Annotated in this window: 26 protein-coding genes; 13 read left to right on the top strand and 13 right to left on the bottom strand. The window is 61.4% G+C overall.

Features of this window, described 5'->3' with window-relative positions; translation table 11 throughout:
* Positions 1-317: 317 nt before the first annotated feature.
* Positions 318-1,097, bottom strand: a complete 780-nt coding sequence (locus tag ACM6I7_RS04180; protein WP_414888006.1) for a helix-turn-helix transcriptional regulator — start codon at positions 1,095-1,097, stop codon at positions 318-320.
* Positions 1,098-1,208: 111 nt separating this feature from the next.
* On the opposite strand from ACM6I7_RS04180, the gene ACM6I7_RS04175 reads away from it, so the two are divergent.
* Both ACM6I7_RS04175 and ACM6I7_RS04170 read left to right on the top strand, forming a co-directional pair.
* Positions 1,209-2,324: a polyamine ABC transporter substrate-binding protein gene (locus tag ACM6I7_RS04175; RefSeq protein ID WP_247268641.1), complete on the top strand. Its 1,116-nt coding sequence runs from the start codon at positions 1,209-1,211 to the stop codon at positions 2,322-2,324.
* Between the two features lie 163 nt (positions 2,325-2,487).
* A complete protein-coding gene (locus tag ACM6I7_RS04170; protein ID WP_414888005.1) occupies positions 2,488-3,606 on the top strand; it encodes a P1 family peptidase in 1,119 nt (372 codons plus the stop codon).
* Between the two features lie 93 nt (positions 3,607-3,699).
* Here the strand turns inward: ACM6I7_RS04170 and ACM6I7_RS04165 are convergent, their stop codons facing one another.
* Complete coding sequence (locus ACM6I7_RS04165) at positions 3,700-4,287, bottom strand: NAD(P)H-dependent oxidoreductase (RefSeq protein ID WP_414888004.1); 588 nt, start codon at positions 4,285-4,287, stop codon at positions 3,700-3,702.
* Between the two features lie 86 nt (positions 4,288-4,373).
* Between ACM6I7_RS04165 and ACM6I7_RS04160 the strand changes: the two genes are divergently transcribed.
* The gene (locus tag ACM6I7_RS04160; protein ID WP_414888003.1) at positions 4,374-5,012 is read left to right on the top strand and encodes a TetR/AcrR family transcriptional regulator; all 639 of its coding nucleotides are present in this window, start codon (positions 4,374-4,376) and stop codon (positions 5,010-5,012) included.
* A 199-nt stretch (positions 5,013-5,211) separates the two neighbouring features.
* Here ACM6I7_RS04160 and ACM6I7_RS04155 read toward each other — a convergent pair whose 3' ends face one another.
* Complete coding sequence (locus ACM6I7_RS04155; protein ID WP_336841358.1) at positions 5,212-5,898, bottom strand: GNAT family N-acetyltransferase; 687 nt, start codon at positions 5,896-5,898, stop codon at positions 5,212-5,214.
* Between the two features lie 179 nt (positions 5,899-6,077).
* On the opposite strand from ACM6I7_RS04155, the gene ACM6I7_RS04150 reads away from it, so the two are divergent.
* Both ACM6I7_RS04150 and ACM6I7_RS04145 read left to right on the top strand, forming a co-directional pair.
* A complete protein-coding gene (locus ACM6I7_RS04150) occupies positions 6,078-6,401 on the top strand; it encodes a YXWGXW repeat-containing protein (RefSeq protein ID WP_333989085.1) in 324 nt (107 codons plus the stop codon).
* A gap of 41 nt (positions 6,402-6,442) precedes the next feature.
* A complete protein-coding gene (locus ACM6I7_RS04145; RefSeq protein ID WP_027614713.1) occupies positions 6,443-6,655 on the top strand; it encodes a YXWGXW repeat-containing protein in 213 nt (70 codons plus the stop codon).
* Positions 6,656-6,670: 15 nt separating this feature from the next.
* Here the strand turns inward: ACM6I7_RS04145 and ACM6I7_RS04140 are convergent, their stop codons facing one another.
* Positions 6,671-7,231: a YceI family protein gene (locus ACM6I7_RS04140; protein ID WP_414888002.1), complete on the bottom strand. Its 561-nt coding sequence runs from the start codon at positions 7,229-7,231 to the stop codon at positions 6,671-6,673.
* A 98-nt stretch (positions 7,232-7,329) separates the two neighbouring features.
* Positions 7,330-8,688, bottom strand: coding sequence for an MATE family efflux transporter (locus ACM6I7_RS04135; RefSeq protein ID WP_414888001.1), 1,359 nt, complete (start codon positions 8,686-8,688; stop codon positions 7,330-7,332).
* Positions 8,689-8,814: 126 nt separating this feature from the next.
* Between ACM6I7_RS04135 and ACM6I7_RS04130 the strand changes: the two genes are divergently transcribed.
* The 3 genes from ACM6I7_RS04130 (at position 8,815) to ACM6I7_RS04120 (ending at position 11,820) form a co-directional block, all read left to right on the top strand.
* Complete coding sequence (locus ACM6I7_RS04130) at positions 8,815-9,384, top strand: chorismate mutase (RefSeq protein WP_414888000.1); 570 nt, start codon at positions 8,815-8,817, stop codon at positions 9,382-9,384.
* Positions 9,385-9,508: 124 nt separating this feature from the next.
* Positions 9,509-9,949, top strand: coding sequence for a phage infection protein (locus ACM6I7_RS04125; RefSeq protein ID WP_097088061.1), 441 nt, complete (start codon positions 9,509-9,511; stop codon positions 9,947-9,949).
* Positions 9,950-10,176: 227 nt separating this feature from the next.
* Positions 10,177-11,820 carry a diguanylate cyclase gene (locus tag ACM6I7_RS04120; RefSeq protein WP_414887999.1) on the top strand — a complete coding sequence of 548 codons (1,644 nt, stop codon included), beginning with the start codon at positions 10,177-10,179 and terminating at the stop codon, positions 11,818-11,820.
* Between the two features lie 63 nt (positions 11,821-11,883).
* Here ACM6I7_RS04120 and ACM6I7_RS04115 read toward each other — a convergent pair whose 3' ends face one another.
* Both ACM6I7_RS04115 and ACM6I7_RS04110 read right to left on the bottom strand, forming a co-directional pair.
* Positions 11,884-12,270, bottom strand: coding sequence for a c-type cytochrome (locus tag ACM6I7_RS04115; protein WP_027614707.1), 387 nt, complete (start codon positions 12,268-12,270; stop codon positions 11,884-11,886).
* A 64-nt stretch (positions 12,271-12,334) separates the two neighbouring features.
* Positions 12,335-13,666, bottom strand: coding sequence for a PLP-dependent aminotransferase family protein (locus ACM6I7_RS04110; protein WP_414887998.1), 1,332 nt, complete (start codon positions 13,664-13,666; stop codon positions 12,335-12,337).
* A gap of 88 nt (positions 13,667-13,754) precedes the next feature.
* Here ACM6I7_RS04110 and ACM6I7_RS04105 point away from each other — a divergent pair, with 88 nt between their 5' ends.
* Positions 13,755-14,648 (top strand): DMT family transporter, encoded by an 894-nt coding sequence (locus ACM6I7_RS04105; protein ID WP_414887997.1) that lies wholly within the window; start codon positions 13,755-13,757, stop codon positions 14,646-14,648.
* A gap of 111 nt (positions 14,649-14,759) precedes the next feature.
* On the opposite strand, the gene ACM6I7_RS04100 is transcribed toward ACM6I7_RS04105, so the two are convergent.
* Positions 14,760-16,205, bottom strand: a complete 1,446-nt coding sequence (locus ACM6I7_RS04100) for a SulP family inorganic anion transporter (RefSeq protein ID WP_027614704.1) — start codon at positions 16,203-16,205, stop codon at positions 14,760-14,762.
* A 158-nt stretch (positions 16,206-16,363) separates the two neighbouring features.
* Here ACM6I7_RS04100 and ACM6I7_RS04095 point away from each other — a divergent pair, with 158 nt between their 5' ends.
* Entirely contained in the window at positions 16,364-16,654 is a 291-nt protein-coding gene (locus ACM6I7_RS04095; RefSeq protein ID WP_027614703.1) for a hypothetical protein, read from the top strand.
* Between the two features lie 82 nt (positions 16,655-16,736).
* Positions 16,737-17,282 carry a hypothetical protein gene (locus ACM6I7_RS04090; RefSeq protein ID WP_027614702.1) on the top strand — a complete coding sequence of 182 codons (546 nt, stop codon included), beginning with the start codon at positions 16,737-16,739 and terminating at the stop codon, positions 17,280-17,282.
* A gap of 41 nt (positions 17,283-17,323) precedes the next feature.
* Here ACM6I7_RS04090 and ACM6I7_RS04085 read toward each other — a convergent pair whose 3' ends face one another.
* On the bottom strand, positions 17,324-17,959 hold the full coding sequence (locus ACM6I7_RS04085; RefSeq protein ID WP_098968177.1) for a hypothetical protein: 636 nt from the start codon (positions 17,957-17,959) through the stop codon (positions 17,324-17,326).
* 241 nt (positions 17,960-18,200) lie between these two features.
* Between ACM6I7_RS04085 and ACM6I7_RS04080 the strand changes: the two genes are divergently transcribed.
* Positions 18,201-18,842, top strand: a complete 642-nt coding sequence (locus ACM6I7_RS04080) for a TetR/AcrR family transcriptional regulator (RefSeq protein WP_414887996.1) — start codon at positions 18,201-18,203, stop codon at positions 18,840-18,842.
* Positions 18,843-19,844: 1,002 nt separating this feature from the next.
* Here ACM6I7_RS04080 and ACM6I7_RS04075 read toward each other — a convergent pair.
* Positions 19,845-20,378: a cysteine hydrolase family protein gene (locus tag ACM6I7_RS04075; RefSeq protein ID WP_097088075.1), complete on the bottom strand. Its 534-nt coding sequence runs from the start codon at positions 20,376-20,378 to the stop codon at positions 19,845-19,847.
* A gap of 69 nt (positions 20,379-20,447) precedes the next feature.
* Positions 20,448-22,175, bottom strand: coding sequence for a gamma-glutamyltransferase (gene ggt, locus ACM6I7_RS04070; RefSeq protein ID WP_115990164.1), 1,728 nt, complete (start codon positions 22,173-22,175; stop codon positions 20,448-20,450).
* Positions 22,176-22,325: 150 nt separating this feature from the next.
* Between ggt and ACM6I7_RS04065 the strand changes: the two genes are divergently transcribed.
* A complete protein-coding gene (locus ACM6I7_RS04065) occupies positions 22,326-22,841 on the top strand; it encodes a methylated-DNA--[protein]-cysteine S-methyltransferase (protein ID WP_414887995.1) in 516 nt (171 codons plus the stop codon).
* 127 nt (positions 22,842-22,968) lie between these two features.
* Here ACM6I7_RS04065 and ACM6I7_RS04060 read toward each other — a convergent pair whose 3' ends face one another.
* Positions 22,969-23,559: an NUDIX domain-containing protein gene (locus tag ACM6I7_RS04060; RefSeq protein WP_103369457.1), complete on the bottom strand. Its 591-nt coding sequence runs from the start codon at positions 23,557-23,559 to the stop codon at positions 22,969-22,971.
* A 108-nt stretch (positions 23,560-23,667) separates the two neighbouring features.
* Positions 23,668-24,582, bottom strand: a complete 915-nt coding sequence (locus tag ACM6I7_RS04055; RefSeq protein WP_414887994.1) for an ATP-grasp domain-containing protein — start codon at positions 24,580-24,582, stop codon at positions 23,668-23,670.
* Positions 24,583-24,595: the final 13 nt, after the last annotated feature.

Below are 24,595 nucleotides of genomic sequence, written 5' to 3'. Positions count from 1 at the left end.
CGTGTGTGTGTGTGGAGAACCGGGATTGCTCCTGTAGTTTTGATGGTGTCTGGCAGGCCGCTTTCGCGAGCAAGCCCGCTCCCACAGTTGGAATGAGTGCATTCAGGTGGGAGGTGGTCGGCTGGTAGGCCGCCATCGCTGGCAAGCCAGCTCCCACCATTTGATCGAGTGCACTCAGTCAGGGATTGGTCGACTGTGAGGCCGCTTTCGCGAGCAAGCTCGCTCCCACAGTTGGATTGCGTGCATTCAGGTGGGAATTGGTCGGCTGGTAGGCCGTCATCGCTGGCAAGCCAGCTCCCACAGGAATTTGTGGTGGGTCAGGAGGTGGGTGGGCGCAGCACCAGTGCGAACAACTCGCCATGCCCGTTCACATTGAGCTTGTGATAGAGATTGCGCCGATGCACCTTCACCGTCTCCGGCGAGATGCCCATTTGCTGGGCGATGGCCTTGCTGGAAAAGCCCTGCAGAATCAGCCGCGCGGTGTCGACTTCGCGGGTGGTCAGGCGCGCATCGAAGCGATCGAGCAGCGTTGCCAGATCCCCCGCCACCGGCTCGGTGCCGGTCCCTTGTGGCGGCAACAGCTGCACGTGTCGGCGCATCGCCGCCAACACCCAGTCGCGCACACACAGCAGACGGCCCTGCTCGGCCAGATCGAAAGCCGTCGAGCGTCCGAGTGACAGGCCAAGCACCCCGCCCTCGATGTTGATCATGAACTGCAACTCGTCCTCACCGACCACCGAGCGAAAGTAGCTCTGGTAATACTCGCTGTGCAGAAACTGGTCCGGCGCCACCGAAGCCAGGCTGTGCAGGCCGTCGGCGATGCCGGTCGAGGCGGTTTGATAGAACGGATCAAGCAGGTACATGCCAGCGGTGTAGCTGGCCAGTTCTTCCTGCTCGTCGGCGCGGCCCTTGCTGTCGAAGTCGATCAGCAATTGCGGTGCCTGCCCCGCCTTCATCAGCGCCACCAGCGCGTTGTCCAGCGGCACCAGCAGGCGCAGCGTGTCGACCAGCGCGCGCCAGAAAGCGTCCTGGCCGACGGCGGCAAACACCCGCGCCAGACTTTGATGCACCGGCAACTCCTGCAACAACGCGTCCACGCTCTACCCCTTTTGAGTAACCCATGATGGGAATGGGTCAGGCGTGCCAGCCCCGATAGGCTGAGCACTCCTGTCAATCACCGGCCTGCCGCAGGCCAGGAGTGCCGCATCATGCGTTGTCGTCGTGGCTATATCAACCGGGGCATCAACCTTGGCCTGCTCGCCTGTTTTGGCGTCGCATCCGTCGCCAGTGCCGCCGATGCGCCGAGCGTGCACGTCTACAACTGGTACGACTACATCGGCCCCACGACGTTGGCTGACTTCAAGCGCGACAGCGGCATTCAACCGGTTTACGACACCTTCGACAGCGCCGAAGTGCTCGAAGGCAAACTGCTGACCAGCCGCAGCGGTTACGACGTGGTGGTGGCGAGCAACTTCAGCCTGCCGACGCTGATCAAGGCCGGCGCCCTCGCCCAGCTGCCTCGCGATCAACTGCCGGGCTGGAACAATCTGGACAGCGATCTGCTGAGCAAACTGGCCAACAACGATCCCGGCAATCAATACGCCGTGCCTTATCTGTGGGGCACCAACGGCATCGGCTACAACGTCGACAAAGTGCGCGCCGCGCTCGGCGACAACGCGCCGCTGGATTCGTGGGATCTGGTGTTCAAGGAAGAGAACCTCGCCAAGCTCGGCCAGTGCGGGGTGGCGATGCTCGACTCGCCGTCGGAGATGCTCCCGGTGGCCCTGCACTACCTGGGATTGCCGCCCAACAGCACCAACCCCGAGGACTATCAGAAAGCCGAAGCGCTGCTGCTCAAATTGCGCCCGCACATTGCCTACTTCAACTCGTCGAAATTCATCAGTGACCTGTCCAACGGCAACATTTGTGTGGCGGTGGGCTGGTCCGGGGCGATGCTCGAAGCCAAGACCAACGCCGAGCAGGCGCACAACGGCGTGAAGATCGCCTACAGCCTGCCCAAGGAAGGCGCGCCGGTGTGGTTCGACACGCTGGTGCTGCTCAAGGACGCGCCGAACCGCGCTCAGGGTCTGGCGTTTATCGACTACCTGCTGCGCCCGGAAGTCATCGCGCCGGTCAGTGATCACCTGTCGTACCCCAACGGCAACCGCGCCGCGACGCCATTGGTGGCTGCGGCCACGCGGGATAATCCGGCGGTGTATCCGTCGGCCGCGGCGATGGCCACGTTGTACACCCTGGAACCGCTGCCCAAAGCCACCGAACGCGTGCGCACGCGGGTGTGGAGCAAGGTCAAGAACGGCCAGTAACCCCAACACATTTCCCTGTGGGAGCGAGCTTGCTCGCGAATGCGTCGGGTCAGTCAACATCTCCTTTGAATGACACACCACCTTCGCGGGCAAGCCGCGCTCCCACAGGGTTTCGCGTTCAGTCCCGCTCATTCATTTCTGCCTTTTTATAGAGAGACATCCCATGAAACCCCGTGCCCGTGACCTCAACATCCGTATCGGCCAACTGCAACCCGGCCCGCTCAACGCCATCACCGACGTCCCCGGCGTGCGCGTCGGCCACAGTAACGCGCGTGGCCGCAGCGACAGCGGACGTGACATCTGCACCGGCGTCACAGTGATCGAACCGCGCCGCGGCTCGACCAACCAGCAACCGTGCTTCGCCGGGGTGCATGTGCTCAATGGCAATGGCGATGCCACCGGCCTTGAGTGGATTCGCGAGGCCGGGCTGCTGACCAGTCCCATCGCCTTCACCAACACCCACAGCCTCGGCGTCGTGCGCGATGCGTTGATTGCGCTGGATCGCCAACAGCAACCGGACGACGGGCGCCTTTACTGGAACATGCCGGTGGTGCTGGAAACTTTCGATGGCTTGCTCAACGACATCAATGGTTTTCACGTCAAGCCCGAACATGTCGCCGAGGCGCTGAATTGCGCGCATGCCGGTGCCGTTGAAGAAGGCGCCGTCGGTGGCGGCAGCGGCATGATCTGCCATGAATTCAAGGGCGGCATCGGCAGCGCGTCACGCCGTTTGAGCAGCGCTCAGGGCGGCTGGACGGTGGGCGCGATCGTGCAGGCCAACCACGGCATTCGCAGCGAGTTGCGGGTCGACGGTTATCCGGTGGGTCGCTACATGGAGCAGGTCGATTCGCCGTTCCTGCGGGCTTCGCTGCCGCATCCGGGCATGGGTTCGATCGTGGTCTGCCTGGCCACCGACGCACCGCTGCTGCCGCATCAATGCACGCGTCTCGCGCAACGCGCCAGCCTCGGTCTGGCGCGCAGCGGCGGCGGTAACGAAGACCACAGCGGCGACATTTTCATTGCCTTCGCCACCGGCAACGAGCAGGTGCCATCCGCCGCTTACGAGGGTAAAGGCGCGCCAACCTGCGACGGTTTGCGCATGGTCAACAATGACCACATCAGCGAGCTGTTCCTGGCCGCCACCGAAGCAGTCGAAGAAGCGATCATCAACGCTCTGCTCGCCAGCGAGAGCACCGCGGGCAACGGGCATGCGGTGCAAGGGCTGGATTCAGAAACGCTGCTCGCCGCCCTCGCTAAGGCTGGCTGGCCCGGCGCCCGCTGACCTGTAGGAGCTGCGGCACGCTGCGATCTTTTGATCTTGCTTTAAAAAAATCAAAAGATCGCAGCCTTCGGCAGCTCCTGCAGGAGGTGCGACTCAGGTGAACATCTGGGCGCCGAGGTGCCGTGCCGTCTGCAGATGCTCCTGCGGATCACGCACCTCCGATTCCACCATCAGCGTCGAACTGACCACTGTCGCCCCGCTGTAATCGAAAATCCCGTGTTCGATCTGCGCCTTCATCGCCGGGCCATAACCGTGGCGTTCGTAGGCGCGTTCATCGGCCCCTGCAAGGCCGACCAGATGCACGCGCAGGCGCTGCAGCTTCTTCACATGCTTGAGGTCGCCAGCGAAATCGAACGCCCAGCCGTTGCTGAACACCCGATCAATCCAACCCTTGAGCAACGCCGGCATCGACCACCAGTACACCGGGAATACCAGCACCAGAGCGTCAGCCCGATCAATCCGTGCCTGTTCCGCCAATACGTCGGCTGGCGGCCGCGCCTCACGGTGATGCACGGCGAAATCCGCTGCGCCGAACACCGGCTGAAATCCCTCGGCGTACAGATCGGCGATTTCCCGGGTATTGGCGGGGTTGGCGCGGGTCAGGCCCTCGGCAATCTGCGTTGCCACGCTGTGGGTCAGCGAACGCGGTTCGTGATGCGCCACAACAATCAATGCGTGCATGGTCATTCTCCTGTAAGTTTGCGCTGACCAAGGGCTATATACTCTTGGTAAGTTACGAACAGTAAGTTACGTTTGGTATATAAGCGATGTCAACCATAGAAATGACCGAAGCCGATTCCCCTGCCCAGCCGCGACGTCGCCTGTCGCGCGAAGATCGCAACCGCCAGTTGCTCGACGTCGCCTGGCAGATCATTCGGGCCGAGGGCACCGATGCCCTGACCCTGGGTTATCTGGCGGACAAGGCCGGGGTGACCAAACCGGTGGTCTACGACCACTTCACCACTCGCTCGGGCTTGCTCGCGGTGCTGTATCGCGACTTCGATACTCGCCAGACTGCGGTGATGGATGCAGCGATCGACCAGTGCCCGCCAACGCTGATCGACACCGCGACGGTGATCGCCACGGCGTACGTCGATTGCGTGTTATTGCAGGGCAATGAGATTCCTGGAGTGATTGCCGCGCTGGGCAGCACGCCGGAGCTGGAAAAGATCAAGCGCGACTACGAGGCAATCTTCCTCGAAAAGTGCCGCAGTGTGCTGCAACCGCTGGCTGCTGGCGGGGAAATCACCCAGGCCGGTTTGCGCGCGATGCTCGGTGCCGCCGAGGCGTTGTCGAATGCTGCCGCCAGTGCTGAAATCAGTGCCGGGCAAGCGACGGACGAGTTGATCGCGACCATCATCGCGATGGTGGAACGGGCCGCCGCCCGTGCGACTAGCGGTACTTGAGTCAGCCTCTGCGCGTTCCCATGATGAAGGTACGCAGGCGCTTCACTCCTGAGCGACTGCGTAGGGAACGGGTGTTCTGAACCCCAAATCAAGCCTGTTCCCTGTTTCATGCGCAGCTTGAGCCTCATGGGCTCTACTTCTCCCCATCAAAGAGCCTTGAGGCTCTTTTTTTGTCCGTTTTTTGCGCTGGACTCAGGACTCAGTGCAGCGTCAGGCGCTGACGGACAAATTCTTCGACGTGACGGGTAGTTTGATCCAGATGCCGGTCGCGCTGTTTTTCGGCATCGAGCATTGCGCGCTTGCCGTTTTTCTGCAGCAGGTAGGTGTGGATCTGCTGCACTTCCAGCGAACGATAGATCGGTGTGGTGTCGATGAAACCGCGCAGGCCATTGCTGCGGTAATGCCGGGTGCTCATCAGCACCTGGGTTTCGCGCGCGCCGATCACCTCGAAACCCAGCGCCTCGAAGTACGGCACTTTGCCGACACTGCAGGTCAGCTCGGCGTGCGGATAACGGCTGACCATCTCGCCGATCATCGCTCGCGCCACGCCCTGGCGCCGATAGCCTTCGCGCACGGCCATGTAGGCGACGCTGCACGCTTCCCAATCGCCTTGCACCGGCAGGTACAAGAGGAAACCTATGACCCGCTCCGGGTCGTCCTCGGCCGTCGCCACCAGCAACTCCACCTCAGTGCCCTTCTCGCCATTCAGCGCCTCCAGATACAGATGCATCTCATAGCCGACCGCGTATTGATAGACGTTGTACAGCAGATTGCTCGGGCCAAGACCGACCGCGCTGATGTCGGTCAGGTAATCGACCACCAGTTGCAGAATCTGGCTGTTGACGCTTTCGGGGCATGGGGATTTGTAGTGGGTGATGCGTGGCATGACAACTGAACTCCGGCGGAAAACCGCGACATCATACCGTGTCCCGCCACCTGCTTTATGTAGGAGCTCGCGGTTGACCTGAAGAAAATTTCATCCTCCGTGGAGCGGATCTTTCGTCGATTTGGCGTCCAATTCTTCAGCTGCGTTCACTTTTTTCACGCAGGCCTTGAGGAGTTGTCATGAGCGTTTTGCGTTCACTGTTCAAATGGCGGCAAGCCTTGTTGCTGGTGCCGCTGACCCTGGCAGCGCTGGCCAGCACCCCGGTGTTTGCACAACCCCCGGTTTACATTCAGCAAGCCCCGCCGCCGATGCGCATGGAAGTGATGCCCGGCCCGCGCCCCGGTTATGTCTGGGATCAGGGCCATTGGCGCTGGGAAGGACGCGGCTACGTGTGGATGCCCGGTCATTGGCAACCGGTGAGGTACGGCGCGCACTGGCGACCAGGCCACTGGCAGGCGCGCGGTCCTAACTGGTACTGGGTCGAAGGCCACTGGACCCGTTGAACCCGCTCGGCAACAACAACTTATCTACCGGGAAGACCACCATGTCGCGAAACCTGAAAACCCTGCTCGCCGCCTCACTGGTCGCGATCACCCTGTCGGGCTGCATTGTCGAACCGGTACGGCCGCATCGGCCACCGCCGCCGGTGGAAGTCGTGCCGGTCATGCCAGCGCCCGGTTATCACTGGGTCGCCGGTCACTATCGTTGGGATGGACGTGAGTGGCGCTGGGCACCGGGACACTGGCGCGCCTACTGACCTGACCGGCTGGCGTCACTGCTGTGGCGCCACCACCTTGAACTTGATCGCGATGTCGTTGGACACCACAGTGTCCGCCCACTCCCCCGCCCCGAGTCCGAACTGGTCACGCTTGAGCACCAGTTCACCGTCGAAAATGCCGATCGAACTGTCCGGTTTCAGCTCGACCGGCACCTGCACCTCGCGGGTGATGCCCTTGAGGGTGAGCTGGCCGGCGATCAGATAATGATTGCCCGTGACCCGGGTAAAACGGCTGGACTCGAACACCGCCACGGGAAAGCGCTGCGTATCGAACCACGCCGGTTTCACCAGTTCGGTGTTGGCGTCGGTGCTGCCGGCGTCGATGCTGTTGAGGTCGATGTGCAATGTGGTGTGGGCGTCGGCGAGGTTGTCGCTGTCGAACTGCAGTGTCGCGTCGAACTTGCCGAAGGTGCCGTACATCAGCGAGCCCATCTGGTTGTAGGTAAAGCTGATCTGGCTGGCGGTGGTGTTGACGCGGTTATATTCAGCGGCCTGCGCCGCGCTCGTGACGCACAGGCAGGCAAACAGTGCCACAGCGGTGAATCGGGCACGCATGGGATTCTCCGGACAGGGCAAACCTTCGAGGCCTCGACTGACTTAAGCAAACAACCGGCGAATGCGCCATGTCATTTGTCTGCCGATGTGGCTCGGGCTCAGACCAGCCGCTCGATCTTCTGATGCTGCCAGACCAGTTTGTAATACAGCGTCTGCAACACCAGCATGCCCAGATACGCCACCGGGAACGCCATCCAAACGCCCTGCAAACCGTACTGACCGTCCAGCCAGTAAGCCGCCGGCAACTGCACGCCGACCACGCAGACAATCGCAATAATCACCGGCACCAGCACCGTTCCGCTGGCGCGCATGATGCCGCCGATGATCGCCTGGAAGCCGAACACCAACAGGCTCCACAGCATGATGTGCAGCAAGTGCTCAGCCATCGCCCGGGTCGAATCTTCGGTCAGGAACAGTCCCAGCAACCAGTGCGACAACAGGTAACCGAGCACAATCAAACCGCCGGTCAGGCACACGTTGATCAACAGCCCGGTGCGCAGGATCGCTGCCAGGCGTTGCAGTTGCCCGGCACCAATGGCCTGGGCGCCAAGGATCGAGGCGGTGATGGCAATCGACAGCGCCGGGAACTGTACGTAGTTGACGATCTGCGTCACCGCACCATAGGCCGCTGTCGCCTGCGAGCCGTGCTGGTTGACCAGCGCCAGAATCACCAGCTCCGACAGCGACAACACGATCATCTGCACCCCGGTCGGCAGGCCGATGCGCAGCACCTTGCCGAGAATCGCCGCGTCCAGGCGCAGTGCCGCGAAGAACTCGCGGTCCGGCGCCAGCGGATGGTCCTTGCGAATCAGCCGCCACGCCAGCCACGTCATGGCCGACAGGTTACCGGCCAGGCCGGCGAAGGCGGCACTTTGAATGCCCAACTGCGGCAGACCGAACCAGCCACGAATCAACGCCGGGGTCAGCGCCAGCCCGACCGAGGTCGACACGATCAGCGCCAACAGTGGCGACACGGTGTCGCTGACTCCGCGCAGCAATTGCGTGAACAGCACAAACACCAGCATCGACGGCAGAATCCACATCATCACATGCGCATACGCCACTGCGTCGTCCAGTACATCCGCCGGCGTTCCTAACCCTTGCAATCCCTGACGCGCAAACACGCTGCCGAGTACCGCCGCCAGCAAACCGATCAACCCCCCCAGCAACAGCGTTGCCCCGGCGATCGCCTTGACCATGTGTGCCTCGCGCGCGCCCCACGCCTGGCCGATCAACACCCCGGCGCCCGCGCCCAGGCCGATCACCAACGCGATAAAGAAAAAGATCACCGGAAACATCCCCGACACCGCCGCCAGCGCTTGCGTACCGAGCATCTGCCCAATGTAAATGCTGTTGACCGTGCCCGACATCGATTGCAGGAAGTTGGACAACACCATCGGCGCAAGGAACAGCAGGTAGGTTTGCCAGAGCGGTTTGATGGTGCTGGGGGTTTGCATTGAGGATCGTTCTCGGGGTGGGAGATGCGAGGGATATTACGCTAGATGGGCGGGATAAAGTCGGTCGACATCGCCTCTGCTCAAGGCTTAAATGTCGGCACTATTTTTTGTGGAACGCGCCTGCCCATGACTCCGTTGCGAAATGCCCTGACCTGTTCCCTGCTGGTTCTGTTCAGCCACACTGCCGGCGCCGCCGAGCCCCCTGTTTCCTCCGAATCGTTGCGTCCGTTGCTGACAACCTTGAACGAACGCCTGAACATCGGCGACCTCGTCGCCCTGACAAAATGGGACAGTGGCAAGCCGATTCAGGACAGCCCGCGCGAAGCCCAGGTCATCGCCAATGCCCGCACCCTGGCGACCGAACACCAGCTCGACCCCGAAGAAGTCGCCCAGTTGATCGCTGCACAAATGGAGGCAAACAAACTGGTGCAGTACGGATTGCTCGCGCAATGGCAGGCGGCCGGTGCGGCGCCGGACACCCCGCGACCGGATCTGGCGAAGCAGATTCGTCCGCTCCTGGACGAGCTGCAAACCCGCCTTCTGCGCCAGTACGCCGACTTCGCGCCGCATCGCCGCGACCCGAATTGCCCGGTCTGGCTGGCCAAGGCCCGGCAGGGCCTGACACACGACGCACTGCATGATCTGGCCCTGACCCGGGCCACCGGAGAACTATGCATTCGGGCGCAGAAGCTCTGAATCCGGACTTGCGGCATACATCGCTGGCGTCGATAGTCACCATCACGCCAATGAAGTTCTCATAAAAAATCCGCGGCGTAACATCAGCTCCATACCAACCCAATACACCCCGGAGCACACGATCATGAAACGCCAAACCATCCTCGGCATCGCTTTCTCGGTTCTTGCAGTCAACGCTTTTGCAGCAACACCCGTTCACACCTTGGTCGCTGAAGGCGGCTCGGACAAGTTGATTGAAAGCCGTCTGGCTGAAGGTGGTTCTGATCGTTTGCTGGAACGCCGTGTTGCCGAAGGTGGCTCGGATCGTCTGCTGGAGCGCCGTGTCGCTGAAGGTGGCTCGGATCGTCTGCTGGAGCGCCGCGTCGCTGAAGGTGGTTCGGATCGTCTGCAAGAACGCCGCGTCGCTGAAGGGGGCTCGGATCGTCTGCAAGAACGCCGTGTCGCTGAAGGTGGTTCGGATCGTCTGCAGGAACGCCGTGTCGCTGAAGGTGGCTCGGATCGTCTGCAGGAACGCCGCGTCGCTGAAGGTGGTTCGGATCGTCTGATCGAAAGCCGCAATGCATAAAACAACGGCTCTAAAGCAGTCAAAGAAGCCCGGCCTGATCAGCCGGGCTTTTGCATTTCGTCGTTTGCTGGCGTGGTTCTTTTCAACAACCCGCGTCAGAAAGGATCTTGCCTTTGTAGGGCATTGGCGAAACTTCCGACGGTGCTTATCCGAAGCGACCGACTGGCAGCCCGACGCTTAATGCGCATACCATGCGGCCACAACGTCCAAACAGAATTTGCCTGCCCATGCTCAAAGCCAGTCTGCGAAGTCACCTGACCCTCTGGTTCGCCGGTTTGTCCCTGCTGACCCTGGCGATCGTCGGCTTCTATGTCGGGCATATCGCCACCGAACAGATGAAACAGGTCAGCGGCAATTCACTGCTCAATACCGCGCGTTCTGCGGCAACGTTGCTCGGTGACCAATTACGCGAGCGCCAGCTGGAGGTCTACCTGCTCAGCCGTGCGCCGCATCTGGAACGCGGCGACCTCGACAACCCGGCGATTCTCAAATCGATGCAACTGCGCACCCAGGCCCGGGCCGAGTATGCGTGGATGGGCGTGACCGATGCCGAGGGCCATGTGCATCAAGCGGTCAATAATTTGCTGGTCGGGCAATCGGTGCAGCAACGGCCATGGTTCCAGGCTGGCCTGCGGGGTGAGTACACCGGTGACCCGCACGAAGCGGTGTTGCTGGCCAAACTGCTGCCGGGAACGCCCAACGGCGAACCGCTGCGTTTCATCGACTTCGCCGCCCCGATCCGCAACGCCGACGGCCAGGTGATTGGCGTGCTGGGCGCGCACGCGCACTGGAGCTGGGTGACGCGTATCGTCGAATCGGCAGCGTTCTCGCATAAAAATGCGTCGCCGGATATCGAAGCGCTGATCATCGATCACGACGGCAAGGTGCTGTACCCGGAAGCCCTGATGGGCCAGCAACTGGCGGTGAATGATTCGAAGTCGCCGGGCTGGTCGGTCGGCAACGGTTACCTGACCAGCATGGTCACCGTACCGACGCCTTCAAGTACGGCGTTGTCCTGGTCGATTGCCGTGCGCCAGCCACTGGACACCGCTCTGGAGCCGGCGCGCCTGCTGCTCTATAAATTGTTGCTGCTGGGTGTGGCCGCCGCCGTGGCATTCGGGCTGGTGGCGTACTATCTGGCGCAGTATCTGAGCCGGCCGATCGAGCAACTCGCGCACTCGGCCAAACAGGTGCAGAACCAACAGCCCGGCGCACACTTCCCGCTGCAGCACCCGGTGCGGGAAATCGCCCAGCTTGGGCAGTCGATCGACGCCATGACCCGGTCGCTGCTGGCCAAGGAGCGCGAACTGCAGGAAGCCAACGCCTCACTGGAGGCCACCGTCGCCCAGCGCACCGCGGCACTGATGCAGGCCAATGCCGACCTGTTGAACCTGGCGAGCCACGACGCCCTGACCGGCGTCTACAACCGTCGCCGCTTCGATGAAAAACTCAGCGAATACAGTCTGCTGTTCCGCCGCACCGGGCGACCGTTTGCCCTGCTGCTGATCGACGCCGATCACTTCAAGCGTATCAACGACACCTACGGCCACGCGATTGGCGACGACGTGTTGCAGCAATTGGCGCAGCTCATTCAGGTCAGCGTGCGCGCCACAGACTTCGTCGCCCGTTATGGCGGCGAGGAATTTGCCGTACTGCTGCCGGAAGTCGCCCAGCCTGATACTCCAGAGGTGGTCGCCGAAAAGATCCGTGTCGCCGTGGCCCAGGCGCACTTTCCCGAGATCGGACAGGTCACGGTGAGCATTGGCGTCGCGCTGGCCGACCCGGCGGACAACAGCCACACGATGCTGATCAAACGTGCCGACCAGCAGCTGTATCAGGCGAAAGCGGCGGGCCGTAATCAGGTGGCTTGATCAGCCCTCTTTGACTTCGCAAATGCCGTTGGCCTGGTTTTCCGGGCCGGCCGAGCAAAATCTTTAATTGGAGAACTGCTGCAGATACGCCAGCAAATTATCGATCTTCTCCTCGTCACTCAGCCCCCAGAAAATCATTCGTGTGCCCGGCACCACGCCCTTTGGATCTTTCAGATACGCCGTCAGCGTTTCGCGGTCCCAGGTCTTGCCCGAGTTTTTCATCGCCTCGGAATACACGTAATTGGCCGAGGTTCCGGCCGCTCGACCGATGATGCCGTTGAGTTGCGGGCCGAACCCCGGGCGCGCATCCGGGCCAACCTGGTGGCAGCCGCCGCACAGGCGCGGGAAGATCTTTTCGCCGGCCTGCGGATCGCCTGCGGCGCGGGTGGTCGAGCTGAACAGTACGGCGGTGGCGGTCAAGGCAAGCAAGAGTGCAACGGTGTTTTTCATCTAAGGTTCCGGAACGGCTTGAATCTGGCTGCGCAAGGGTAACATCTGTCCCCCAGGCCTTGTTTTACAGGTAAGCGGCAATGACCTTCCTGACGGTGGTCAAGGCCTGCCGCAACACATCCATTTCCACCGAACCCAGGGCCAGTCGAATCGCATGCGGCACATGCGCCGATACGGCGAACGGCTCGGCCGTGGTGACCGAAATCTGCTTCTGCATCAGCTCCACCACAATCTGATCGGCACGCACGTCTTCCGGCAAGGGCAGCCACAGGAAATACGAGTTCGGATGGGCGACGCATGGCAACCCTTTGAGCAACTCGGCAGCCAGTGCCTGGCGCGCCTGAGCATCGTGGCGTTTTTGCGCTTCCAGTTCGATCACGGTGCCGTCGTCGAGCCAGCCGCAGACGATCGCGGTCATCAGTCCCGGGGTGTTCCAGGTGGTTGCGCGAATCACCCGCTCCAGTGCCGGAACGTGGGCCGCAGGCGCAGCAATGAAACCGACGCGCAGGCCGGTGGCGATGTTCTTCGAAAGGCCCGAGACGTACACCGTGCGCTCAGGCGCCAGGTCGATCAGAGGACGCGGCGGGTCTTCCACCAGAAAAGCGTAGGCCGCGTCTTCGATAAGGGTCAGATCATGCCGCCGCGCGATGGCAGCCAATCCTTCGCGCTGCTCGATTGGCATCACCCAACCAAGCGGGTTATGCAGGGTCGGCATGCTGTACACCGCACGCACCGAGCGACTGCGGCAGAGCTTTTCCAGCGCGGCCAGATCCGGCCCCTGCTCGTTGACCGGGATCGCCACCACTTCCAGATGCAACGCCTCGGCCAGCACTTTGAACCCGGAATAGGTCAGCGCATCGGCGGCGATCACATCGCCGGGCTTGAGCAACGCCATCAGCGTCACCGCCAGCCCCTGCTGGGCGCCGTTGACCAGCAGCACTTGTTCGGCTTCGACGCTGACACCGCGACTGAGCAAATGGCGCGCGACCGAAGCCCGTTCGTGGGCCCGGCCGGCATGGGGCTGATAGCGCAATAACGCTTCCAGATCTCCCGACAACGCTAACTGGCGCAGTGCGGTGCGCAACAATTGCGTCTGACCGGGCAAGGACGGGTAGTTGAAATTCAGGTCGATCATGCCGACGGCCACGTCTTTCTGGTCGATGCCCTGCCCCGGCGACAACGAGGTTTCGCGCACGAAGGTGCCGCGCCCGGTTTCGCCGCTGACCAGCCCCATGGCTTCGAGTTCGGCGTACACCCGCGAGGCCGTGACCAGCGCCAGGCCTTCCTGCGTGGCCAGTTGCCGGTGCGTCGGCAGACGGGTGCCGGGCGCCAGACGTCCGGTGCGAATGTCGGCGGCGTAAGTGTCGACGAGGGTCTTGTAGCGAGAGCGGGACATGTCGGGATGTATCCATGACAATTTTTTGATTGTCCTGATTCTCGATCATAGGATTCTCTCAAAGCAACCCACAATGAGTGTGAATCGTATGGAACGGACTTCAAACGTGAGCAACACGGCACTGGAAAAAACCAGCGGCTGGATCAACGGCTTTATTGGCGTGGTGTGCTTCAGCGGCTCGCTGCCGGCGACGCGCCTGGCCGTGCTGGAGTTTGACCCGGTGTTTCTCACCGTCGCGCGCGCTGCCATTGCCGGCGTCCTGGCCGTTGCCCTGTTGTGGTTGTTCCGTGAGCGGCGACCGTCCAGAGATCAGTGGTTTTCGTTGTTGATCGTGGCATTGGGCGTCGTGCTCGGTTTCCCGCTGCTGACGGCGTTGGCATTGCAGCACGTGACATCGGCACATTCGATCGTCTTTGTCGGCTTGCTGCCATTGGCCACTGCGCTGTTTGGCGTGTTGCGCGGTGGCGAGCGTCCGCGCCCGGTATTCTGGTTCTTCTCGATCCTCGGCAGTGCTCTGGTGGTGGGGTTCGCCTTGTCTCAGGGATTGTCCGCCTCGCCCACCGGTGACCTGCTGATGCTCGCCTCGATTCTGGTCTGCGGTCTGGGTTATGCCGAAGGCGCAAAACTGTCGCGCACCCTGGGTGGCTGGCAGGTGATCTGTTGGGCGCTGGTATTGTCGCTGCCCCCGATGGCAATCGCGAGCCTGTGGCTGGCCCCACCATCCTTCAGCGGCATCAGCGTGTCGGCATGGGTCTGTCTGGGCTACGTTTCGCTGTTCAGCATGCTGATCGCGTTCGTGTTCTGGTATCGCGGTCTGGCCCAGGGCGGGATTGCCGCGGTTGGTCAACTGCAGTTGCTGCAACCGTTTTTCGGCCTGGCGCTGGCAGCGACGTTGCTGCATGAGCAAGTCAGCATCGGCATGCTGGTGGTGACGGTGGGCGTGATTCTTTGTGTGGCCGGGGCGAAGAAATTTTCCCGATAGTGATCTTTGGCATCGCCGCTGTGGGAGCGGGCTTGCTCGAAGGCGTAGTGGCAGTCGATACCGTTTCACCGACATACCACCTTCGCGAGCAAGCCGCGCCCACAACTGCACTCAGTGGTGTTCGACGCCGGCGCGTTTCAACAGCTTCTTGCAGCGCTCGGAGAGATGAAACACCTGCAGCTCCTTGCCCGCCTTTTCGTAACGCTCGCGCAGGGTCTTCAACGCGGCAATCGCCGAGTAATCGACGAAGCTCAAATGCCGGCAATCGAGGGTCACTCGTACTGGGTCATTGGCCGGGTCGAACTGGTTGAGAAACGGCGTGGTCGAGGCGAAAAACAGCGTGCCGTGCAGGCGGTAGAGTTTGCTGCCGTCGGCTTCCAGATGCTCATCGGCGTACAACTCGCGGGCCTGCTGCCAGGCGAAATTCAGCGCGGCGATGATGATCCCGCAGAGTACGGCGGTGGCCAGATCGGTGAACACGGTGATAGTGGTCACGGCGATGATCACCAGTACATCGTTGAGCGGCACTTTGTTCAACACCCGCAACGAGGCCCAGGCGAAGGTCTGCTGCGAGACCACGAACATCACCCCTACCAGTGCCGCCAGCGGAATACGCTCAATCAGCGGCGACAGAAACAGGATGAACAGCAGAATCAGCACCCCCGCCACCACCCCGGACAAACGCCCGCGGCCGCCGGAGCTGAGGTTGATCACGGTCTGGCCGATCATCGCGCAACCGCCCATGCCACCGAATGCGCCGGAGACCACGTTCGCCGCGCCCAGCGCCACGCACTCGCGATCTGGGTAGCCGCGGGTTTCGGTGATTTCGTCGGTGAGGTTCAGGGTCAGCAGGGTTTCCAGCAGACCGACCAGCGCCATCAGAATCGCGTACGGGGCGATGATGCGCAGGGTTTCCAGCGTCCACGGGATGTCCGGCAGCGCGAAGCTCGGCAGACCGCCGGCGATGTGCGCCATGTCGCCAAGGGTGCGCGTCGGCAGACCGAACAGGTAGACCAGCAGGCCCACGCCGAGGATCGCCACCAATGCCGGCGGCACCGCGCGGGTCAGGCGCGGCAGGATGTAGACGATGGCCATGGTCAGCAGCACCAGCCCGGTCATCAGGTACAGCGGCGTGCCGCTGAGCCAATGTTCACCGCTCTTGAAATGCTCCAGTTGCGCCAGTGCAATGATGATCGCCAGGCCGTTGACGAAACCGAGCATCACCGGATGCGGCACCATGCGCACCAGTTTGCCCAGGCGCAACAAGCCGAACGCCATCATGATCAAACCGCCGAGCAACACCGTCGCCAGCAAGTACTGCACGCCGTGCTGCACCACCAGCGCGACGATCACCACCGCCATCGAACCCGCCGCCCCGGAGACCATTCCCGGCCGGCCACCGAACAACGCGGTCAGCGTACAAATGATGAAGGCGCCGTACAGGCCCATCAGCGGATTGAGATGCGCCACCAGCGCGAACGCAATGCATTCGGGCAACAGGGCAAATGAGGTGGTGAGTCCGGCCAGGACATCGGCGCGCAGACGTTTCGGTTTCATGGCTTACCTGACTGAGCGGCCAACGAGGGTGACCGCGGATGTTCGCGAAAATGAGGGGTGCGGATGTTACGGAATAGTTCGGAATCGGGCCAGTGATCGCTGACACCCGTCGACGCGCGATTTATCCTGACGCGCTTCTGCCCCCATCGAGTACGACCATGACTGCATTGCTGACCGCCCGCGACGTTTGCCAGCGCTTGCGCGAGGCTGCGCTGGGCGTGCTGATGTTCAACAGATCCAAGACACCCAGTGATGCCGGACTGATCGCGGTCGATATCGAGGGCTGGCGCCTGTTGCTTGATTTTGAGGGTGGGCACTTGCATCACTGTGAACAGTGCCGCTGCCCGGATGGCCGCGAATGGCAATTCAACAGCCGTTACGGCACCGACCCGGTGAATCTGCTCAGTACCTGGGAACTGGCGCAGATCGAGAATCTGTTGAAGCTCTGAGCGCTTCACGGTGAAGTCGGTTGCTCAATGATGGCACTCTGCCCATAATTCGCCCCCCTTATTCCTCACGCAAGGAAACGCCGTGAAAAAGTCTCTGTTGTTGATCCCGATGCTGGCAGTGCTGCTGCAAGGTTGTGGCATGACCATGACCCGCTATGAGCCGAGCTTCGAAAACGTTCAGAAGCTAAAGCAGACCCCGCCCCTGCAAGCGATCAGCAATCCTCAGGTAACTGCCGAGTCTGGCGAAGGTTCGCTGACTGTGCGGGCCAACCCGGTGCGCTCGCCATCCGGCAGCATCCCGGCGCATATCCAGGACGCGATCACCGAAGAACTGCGCAAGGCCGGTCTGCTTGATCCGCAGGCTCAGCGTCAATTGAAAGTGCTGGTGGTGAAGAACAACCTGTCGGCCGGCATGGGCACGGGCGAAGGCCAACTCGCGGCACGCTTCACCCTGCTCAATGGCCAGAATGTGGTCTACGACGCGACCAAGCATGTCAGCAGCCAGTGGAGCAGCAGCTTCTTTGGTTTCATCGCGATTCCGAACGCGGTCAACGCCTATAACCCGATGCTGCGTGACTTGCTGAAAGAACTGTACAGCGATCCTCAGTTCATCCAGGCCCTGAAGTAAGGGCGAAAAAAGAGCCGCGATTGCGGCTCTTTTTTTTTCCATCAGGCCCGTGGAGTACGGGGCTCGAGTGCCGAGTATTTCAGGTTGTTGTTGTCGATCATCTGCTTGAGCAGCGCATTGACCTGACGGGCGAAGGTGTCGTTGACCGCAGCCTTCGGAGTGTTGCCCATCAGCGGAATGAACCAGATGCCGATCCAGGTACCGACCGCATCATGGTTGCTCGCGGTGGTCAGGGCCTGGCCTGTGCCGTCGACGGCTTCGAGGCTCATGGTGTACTGATCGGTGCCGTACGCCGGGATCACCCCCAGGCTGAAACCACTGATGAAGCCCAGCACCATCGAACCGGCATTCGGCGGATGGTTGTACATTTTCAGACGCAGGCTGTAGTCGCCCGGTTGCTTCTGGAACTCGTCCAGGGTGACACGGCCGAACAGGCCCGAATCGGTCAGAATCTTTTGCAGCTCAGGCTTGAGCTGGTCACGTGCCTGCGGCACTTCTACGGCCGAAGCGCTTTTCGGCTCGCCCTGATAGAAGTCGAAATCCACATACACATTGGGTTTGTTGGCGTAGCTGGCCATCGATGGCAGCTTGACCGGCGCGACTTCGTCTTTGGTGAAACTGGCACAGCCACCGAGCGCAAGCACCAGGCCCAGCGCCAGGATTTTCCCGAATTGCATGTTGTCTTCCCTATGTGAACCGAGCCAAATGATATCAAAGAGCCTCCATTGCGGAGGCCGGGCGGATTCTAGAGAGAGCGCTCGCTTGAGGAAAGACTGAATCAGAAAATTTACACAAAAATATCCGCTCAGCTTTGCCGCAAATCGAGCAGTTAGCTGGTCTCATCGCTATATAGTTTTGTATATTGCGAAACCGAATTTGCCCGAATCTGCCCATGCCTTCTATTCACACCGTGTTCCCATGAGCGCCATCCGCGTACGCAACGAGCAACTGATCCTCGCCGCCGCCAGCGAAGAGTTCGCCGCCAACGGCTTCGACGCGACCCAGACCCGCGACATCGCCGCCCGTGCCGGCGTGCCCAAGGCCAACCTGTATTACTACTTCCAGACCAAGGAAAACCTGTACTCGAAAGTCCTCCTGGGGTTTGTCGAACCGCTGCTGGAAGCCTCGGCAGCGTTGCGCGAAAGCGATGACCCGCTGATCGGCCTGCGCGCCTACATCGCCGCGCGCATCCGCATCGCCCGTGAACACCCGGCGATTGCCAAGGTATTCAGCGGCGAGCTGCTGCTCGGCGGGCGCCAGTTGCCAGACGAATGCCGCGACGTGCTGCACGCCGAAGCCCGACGCAACGTCGAGTGCCTGCGCAGCTGGATCGAGCGCGGCCTGCTGGCCCCGGTGGACCCGGAACACCTGATGCTGTTCATCTGGTCGGCAACCCGCACCTACACCAATATTGGCTGGCAAATGGGCTGCATCACCGGGCGCGCAGTGCCGCAGGATGAGGATTACGCGACGGCAGCCGAGACCATTACGCGCTTGGTGCTGGAGGGCGTCGTGGCCCCGCGGGTTGGGGCGATTCGTGGGGTTCTGTTTGCGACTTGAAGTGTGAGGGCTGCTACGCAGCCGGCGCGAGCAAGCTCGCTCGCCACAGGGAACTCATGCTGGACATGGGAATTGGTGAACACCTTCAATCATTGTGGGAGCGGGCTTGCTCGCGAAGGCGTCGGGTCAGCCAACGCATGCGTCACAGACCTACCGCTTTCGCGAGCAAGCCCGCTCCCACAGGGGATTTGTGCCGGACGTGGGAATTGGTGAACACCATCAAGCAATGTGGAAGCGGGCTTGCTCGCGAAGGCGTCGGGTCAGCCAACGCATGCGTCACAGGCCCACCGCTTTCGCGAGCAAGCTCGCTCCCACAGGGGGTTTGTGCTGGACGTGGGAATCTGTGAACACCACCAATCATTGTGGGAGCAGGCTTGCTCGCGAAGGCGTCGGGTCAGCCCACACATGCTTCACAGGCCCACCGCTTTCGCGAGCAAGCCCGCTCCCACAGGGGATTTGTGCTGGACATGGGAATTGGTGAACCCCATCAATCATTGTGGGAGCGGGCTTGCTCGCGAAGGCGTCGGATCAGCCAACACATGCGTCACAGACCTACCGCTTTCGCGAGCAAGCCCGCTCCCACAGGGGATTTGTGCTGGGCAAGGGAATCTGTGAACACCCTCAATCATTGTGGGAGCGGGCTTGCTCGCGAAGGCGTCGGGTCAGCCAACACATGCGTCACAGACTCACCGCTTTCGCGAGCAAGCCCGCTCCCACAGGGGATTTGTGCTGGACATGGGAATTGGTGAACACCTTCAATCATTGTGGGAGTGGGCTTGCTCGCGAAGGCGTCGGATCAGCCAACACATGCTTCACAGGCTCACCGCTTTCGCGAGCAAGCCCGCTCCCACAGGGGGTTTGTGCTGGGCAAGGGAATCTGTGAACACCATCAATCATTGTGGGAGCGGGCTTGCTCGCGAAGGCGTCGGGTCAGCCAACACATGCGTCACAGGCCCACCGCTTTCGCGAGCAAGCCCGCTCCCACAGGGGTATGCGCTGGTTTTAGAAAGTGATCTCGGCTGCGGGTTTGACGTCGACCCGGGCCGTCGCGCCGGTCAGGTGCGCCAGGTCCTTGTTGTGTTCGGCGATGATGTCTTCGGCGCTCATGGTGCCGTTGTCGACGGTGGAGTGAGCGTCCGCGACGAGCACCACGTCGTAGCCCAGTTCGTGCGCCCTGCGTACGGTGGCGTTGACGCAGTAGTCGGTCTGCAGGCCGCAAATGATCAGGCGTTCGAAGTCTTCGCTGGGCAGCAGTTTGCCCAGCTCGGTCTGATAGAACGAATCCGGGGTGGTTTTACCTACGCGCAGGTCTTCGGCGGTCGTCAGCAATCCGGCGGCGAGTTGCCAGCCTTCGGCCCCACGGGCCAACGGGCTGTCCCTTTCCTCATGCTGAATCAGCACCACCCGCACGCCCGCCTCACGCGCACGCGTGCTGAGCTGGTTAATGGTGTCGATCACACGGTGGATGTCGAAGCACTGATACTCGCCTGAGCAGAGAGCCTGTTGGACGTCGATGATCAGCAATGCGCTAGACATGATGGGCCTTCCTTGATCGATCCTTGAGACAGGGGGCGGAGCCAAGCCCCGCCGCCCTTTTTACGCCGCTCAATAACCCAATGACAACCCGGTATTACGCCGTGGATCGTTGGCCCCGTAGAAACGGTTGTTGCCCACCGGTTTACCGCCCAGCGACGGCGCGCCGACCAGGATCGCGGCGATGTGGTTGGCATCCTGCGGCCCGGCGAACTTGTGGCCCCAGCTCTCGAGGATCTTCTTCGTATCCGGGCTGGCGGCGAAGTCTTCGAGGTTGGTTTCTTCCGGCATCCATTGCTGGTGGAAGCGTGGCGCGTCGACCGCTTCCTGCAGGCCCATGCCGTAGTCGATGACGTTGAGCATGGTCAGCAAGGTCGCGGTGATGATGCGGCTGCCACCCGGCGTACCAACCACCATCACCACTTTGCCGTCCTTGGTGACGATGGTCGGGCTCATCGACGACAGCGGGGTTTTGCCCGGAGCGATGGCGTTGGCCTCGCCCTGCACCAGACCGTACATGTTCGGCACACCGACCTTGGAGGTGAAGTCGTCCATCTCGTCGTTGAGGATCACCCCGGTCTTGCTCGCCATCACCCCGGCGCCGAACCAGTCGTTGAGGGTGTAAGTCACCGACACCGCGTTGCCCCACTTGTCGACGATCGAATAGTGCGTGGTGTTGTTGCCCTCATGCGGGGCAACGCCGGGTTTCAGTTCGGCGGAGATCCCGGCCTTCTGCGGCTGGATCGCGTTGCGCAGCTTGGTCGCGTAGTTCTTGTCCAGCAGGTGCTCGATCGGGTTCTTCACAAAATCCGGGTCGCCCAGATAGCTGTTGCGATCCACGTAAGCGTGACGCATCGCTTCGATCTGGTAGTGCATGCCCTGGGCCGAATGGAAGCCCAGATCCTTCATCGGATAGCCTTCGAGGATGTTCATGATCTCGCAGATCACCACCCCGCCGGAGCTTGGCGGTGGCGCCGAAACCACATGGTAGCCACGGTAATCGCACTCCACCGGGGCCAGTTCGCGGGTCTTGTATTTGTCGAGGTCGGCCTGGGTGATGATGCCCTTGTTGGCCTGACTGGACGTGACGATGGCGTCGGCCACCCAGCCTTTGTAGAAACCGTCAGCACCTTTTTCGGAAATGGTGCGCAGGGTTTTCGCCAGATCCTTCTGCACCAGCTTCTGCCCGACCTGCATCGGCTCGCCGTTGTGCAGGAAGATCGAGCCGGAATCACGCATGTCCTTCTTGAACACATCGGTGGCGTAGTCCAACAGATCGACGTCGCCCTGCTCCAGCTCGAAGCCGTCTTCCGCCAGTTTGATCGCCGGAGCGATCATGTCCTTGCGCGGTTTGGTGCCGTACTTGCTCAGCGCCAGCTCCATGCCCGACACGGTGCCCGGCACTGCCACGGCGAGGTGACCACGGGTGCTCAGATCCGGGACGACGTTACCGTCCTTGTCCAGGTACATGTTGGCGGTCGCCGCCAGCGGGGCCTTTTCGCGGAAGTCGAGGAAGGTCTTGCGCCCGTCCGCCAGTTGAATGGTCATGAAACCGCCACCGCCGAGGTTGCCTGCGGCGGGATACACCACCGCCAGCGCATAGCCCACAGCGACCGCCGCATCCACCGCGTTACCGCCGTTTTTCAACACATCGACGCCTACATGCGAGGCCAGGTGTTGAGCGGTGACCACCATGCCGTTTTCGGCGGCGACCGGGGCCACGGAAGCAGCGTGGGCCATGAGGCAGCTCAGTGCCAGTGACGTCGCGATCAGCGTTTTGGCCAAAGGTTCGTACTTCATGAGTCGATCTCTTTTTTGTTTTCGGGTTCTGTGCAGAGCAGAGGGAAACGCAGCAAAAGCACCAAGCAGTATGGTCGCTATTGCGATTTGCGCCTCCCCGCTCAGGCAGTATGCTGGGCGCTCTCGCCGTACCGATCCGGAGTTCTGCCCATGTCTTACACGTTCATCACCCTGCCCTCACCGGTCGGCGAATTGAAGCTGGTGGCGAACGGCGCACGACTGGCGGCCATCCTCTGGGAAAACGACAAACCGGGCCGGGTGCGCCTCGGGCCGATGACGGAAGCACCGGACAATCCGCTGCTGCAGCGAACCGCGCAGCAGCTTGAGGAATATTTTGCCGGCAAGCGTGATCGCTTCGACCTGGAACTGGATTTTGTCGGCACCGATTTTCAGAAAAAGGTCTGGGCGGCGCTGCTGACCATCCCCTTTGGCGAGACTCGCACTTACAGCCAGATCGCCGAGCAGATCGGCAACCCGACGGCGGTGCGTGCGGTGGGCGCGGCGAACGGGCGCAACCCTATTTCGATTGTGGCGCCGTGTCATCGGGTGATCGGCGCGTCGGGGAAGTTGACCGGGTTTGCGGGTGGGCTTGAGGCCAAGGAGCGGTTGCTGACGCTGGAGGGCGGGGACTGGTCTGATGTCGGTAGAACAGGGGACCTGTTTTAACTCCGTAAATGCCATTGTGTGGCGAGGGCGCTTGCTCCCGCTCCAGTGCGCAGCACGGGCAAAAACCTGGGGCCGCTGCGCAGCCCAGCGGGAGCAAGCTCCCTCGCCACAATGGATTGGCGTTGAATCAGCTGTCGAAAAGATTATTCATCGCCGCATACTGCAACAGCATGATGGTCTTGGCATCGCAGATCTCGCCACGGTGAAATGCAGCCAGTGCTTCATCGAAGCCCCATTCGAGCACTTCCAGCTCTTCGGTTTCTTCTTCCAGGCCGCCGCCCTCGCTGACCTTCGACTTCGCGTCGTATTCGGCGATAAAAAAGTGCAGCTTCTCGGTCACCGAGCCGGGGCTCATGTAGGCCTCGAAGACCTTCTTCACCTCATGCACGCGGTAACCGGTTTCCTCTTCGGCCTCGTCGCGGATCCGCTGTTCCGGCGCCGCACCTTCCAGCAGCCCCGCCGCCACTTCGATCAACAAGCCGTCGTGGCCGTTGACGAACACCGGCAAGCGAAATTGGCGGGTCAGCACCACCGTGCGCTTTTCGCGGTTGAACAACAGAATCGCCGCGCCATTGCCACGGTCGTAGACTTCGCGAGTCTGCCGCTGCCAGTCACCGTTGTTGCGCAGATAGTCGAAGGTGATTTTCTGCAACAGATACCAGTCGTGGGACAACACCTGAGTATCGACAATGTTGACCCGCTCGGCTGTCTTGGTCATGACGCCTGTTCCTTGTGCCATCGGAAAACGCCCATAGTCGAATAATCGCGCGCACAAAAAAAGCCCGGCAATGCTGTCGGGCTTGTTTACTGGTGTTCGCGGATGGTGTCAGAGATCGACCAGGTGCCGGTCGATGCGCATGAGCACGCCTTTGATCAGGTTCATCGCACTGTCGGCGCGAAACGGCAGGTTAAGCGAAGGCTCGCAGATCTCCATTTCCATGATCATCGGCCGACCGTCATAGTCGCGGATCACATCGACCCGGCCGTAGAGCAACGGCAGCTCAAGCCCGAGCACCTCGGCAGAAGCCACCAGCGCCGATAGCGCCACCGCCTGCTCCTCGGCATCCGCCTCGCGCGGCTGGCGAAATTCGGGGGTTGGCACGTTCACCGTACCGTCCGCCATGAGCATGGCACCCTTGCGAATGGAATGGCTGAAGGTGTTATCGAAGAAGGTCAGGTCCGTCTCGCCGTAAGTGTCGATGGTGGTGATGTACGGCTGAATGATCACGTGCGAACCGCGCTTTTGCAGCGCGCGAATGTGCACCAGCGCGGCCTCGGAACCGCCGCGGACAAACCGTTTCACCCCGCGCGAATACGAGCCGATCGTCGGTTTGACGACAAATTCGTGGCTGTCGGTGTTCGCGTCGAGGAAGTCAGCCAGATAACCCTCGGGAGCGTCGTCGGGCGCCAGGAACACACTGGGAATAATCGGCACACCGCGCGCAGCAATGTCCTTCAAGTACAACTTGTTCAAGCCCCACCGGGCCACGGACGGCACGTTCAACAGGCAGGTCAGTGCATGCACCTTGTCGCACCAGGCAAAAAATTCGTCGAGGCTTTCAATGCAGTCCCACGGTGAACGGATCAATACGGCGGTATACGCCGCCCAATCGACTGACGGATCGTCCCAGAAACACACATCGACGTTGATCGACAGTTGCTTGCAGGCTTCAAGCAATGGCGGCATGTCGTAGTCAATGTGCAGGTTCGGCTTATCGGTGACGAGTGCAAGCTTAATCATGAAGAATCCTTTC

This window comes from Pseudomonas sp. IT-93MI4 (genome assembly GCF_949767635.1).
GTDB lineage: Bacteria > Pseudomonadota > Gammaproteobacteria > Pseudomonadales > Pseudomonadaceae > Aquipseudomonas > Aquipseudomonas putida_A.
Note: the sequence above shows the minus strand (reverse complement) of the source record. Positions and strands in the feature narration are given on the sequence as shown.

Bases quoted from the DNA above. Each gene is read 5' to 3' on its own strand.
- ACM6I7_RS04055 (WP_414887994.1), bottom strand. From the start codon at position 24,582: ATGATTAAGCTTGCACTCGTCACCGATAAGCCGAACCTGCACATTGAC.
- ACM6I7_RS04095 (WP_027614703.1), top strand. From the start codon at position 16,364: ATGACTGCATTGCTGACCGCCCGCGACGTTTGCCAGCGCTTGCGCGAG.
- ACM6I7_RS04065 (WP_414887995.1), top strand. From the start codon at position 22,326: ATGTCTTACACGTTCATCACCCTGCCCTCACCGGTCGGCGAATTGAAG.
- ACM6I7_RS04110 (WP_414887998.1), bottom strand. From the start codon at position 13,666: ATGTCCCGCTCTCGCTACAAGACCCTCGTCGACACTTACGCCGCCGAC.
- ACM6I7_RS04155 (WP_336841358.1), bottom strand. From the start codon at position 5,898: ATGCCACGCATCACCCACTACAAATCCCCATGCCCCGAAAGCGTCAAC.
- ACM6I7_RS04170 (WP_414888005.1), top strand. From the start codon at position 2,488: ATGAAACCCCGTGCCCGTGACCTCAACATCCGTATCGGCCAACTGCAA.
- ACM6I7_RS04125 (WP_097088061.1), top strand. From the start codon at position 9,509: ATGAAACGCCAAACCATCCTCGGCATCGCTTTCTCGGTTCTTGCAGTC.
- ACM6I7_RS04120 (WP_414887999.1), top strand. From the start codon at position 10,177: ATGCTCAAAGCCAGTCTGCGAAGTCACCTGACCCTCTGGTTCGCCGGT.
- ACM6I7_RS04130 (WP_414888000.1), top strand. From the start codon at position 8,815: ATGACTCCGTTGCGAAATGCCCTGACCTGTTCCCTGCTGGTTCTGTTC.
- ACM6I7_RS04100 (WP_027614704.1), bottom strand. From the start codon at position 16,205: ATGAAACCGAAACGTCTGCGCGCCGATGTCCTGGCCGGACTCACCACC.
- ACM6I7_RS04175 (WP_247268641.1), top strand. From the start codon at position 1,209: ATGCGTTGTCGTCGTGGCTATATCAACCGGGGCATCAACCTTGGCCTG.
- ACM6I7_RS04060 (WP_103369457.1), bottom strand. From the start codon at position 23,559: ATGACCAAGACAGCCGAGCGGGTCAACATTGTCGATACTCAGGTGTTG.
- ACM6I7_RS04115 (WP_027614707.1), bottom strand. From the start codon at position 12,270: ATGAAAAACACCGTTGCACTCTTGCTTGCCTTGACCGCCACCGCCGTA.
- ACM6I7_RS04080 (WP_414887996.1), top strand. From the start codon at position 18,201: ATGAGCGCCATCCGCGTACGCAACGAGCAACTGATCCTCGCCGCCGCC.
- ACM6I7_RS04165 (WP_414888004.1), bottom strand. From the start codon at position 4,287: ATGCACGCATTGATTGTTGTGGCGCATCACGAACCGCGTTCGCTGACC.
- ggt (WP_115990164.1), bottom strand. From the start codon at position 22,175: ATGAAGTACGAACCTTTGGCCAAAACGCTGATCGCGACGTCACTGGCA.
- ACM6I7_RS04135 (WP_414888001.1), bottom strand. From the start codon at position 8,688: ATGCAAACCCCCAGCACCATCAAACCGCTCTGGCAAACCTACCTGCTG.
- ACM6I7_RS04075 (WP_097088075.1), bottom strand. From the start codon at position 20,378: ATGTCTAGCGCATTGCTGATCATCGACGTCCAACAGGCTCTCTGCTCA.
- ACM6I7_RS04145 (WP_027614713.1), top strand. From the start codon at position 6,443: ATGTCGCGAAACCTGAAAACCCTGCTCGCCGCCTCACTGGTCGCGATC.
- ACM6I7_RS04140 (WP_414888002.1), bottom strand. From the start codon at position 7,231: ATGCGTGCCCGATTCACCGCTGTGGCACTGTTTGCCTGCCTGTGCGTC.
- ACM6I7_RS04105 (WP_414887997.1), top strand. From the start codon at position 13,755: ATGGAACGGACTTCAAACGTGAGCAACACGGCACTGGAAAAAACCAGC.
- ACM6I7_RS04150 (WP_333989085.1), top strand. From the start codon at position 6,078: ATGAGCGTTTTGCGTTCACTGTTCAAATGGCGGCAAGCCTTGTTGCTG.
- ACM6I7_RS04160 (WP_414888003.1), top strand. From the start codon at position 4,374: ATGTCAACCATAGAAATGACCGAAGCCGATTCCCCTGCCCAGCCGCGA.
- ACM6I7_RS04085 (WP_098968177.1), bottom strand. From the start codon at position 17,959: ATGCAATTCGGGAAAATCCTGGCGCTGGGCCTGGTGCTTGCGCTCGGT.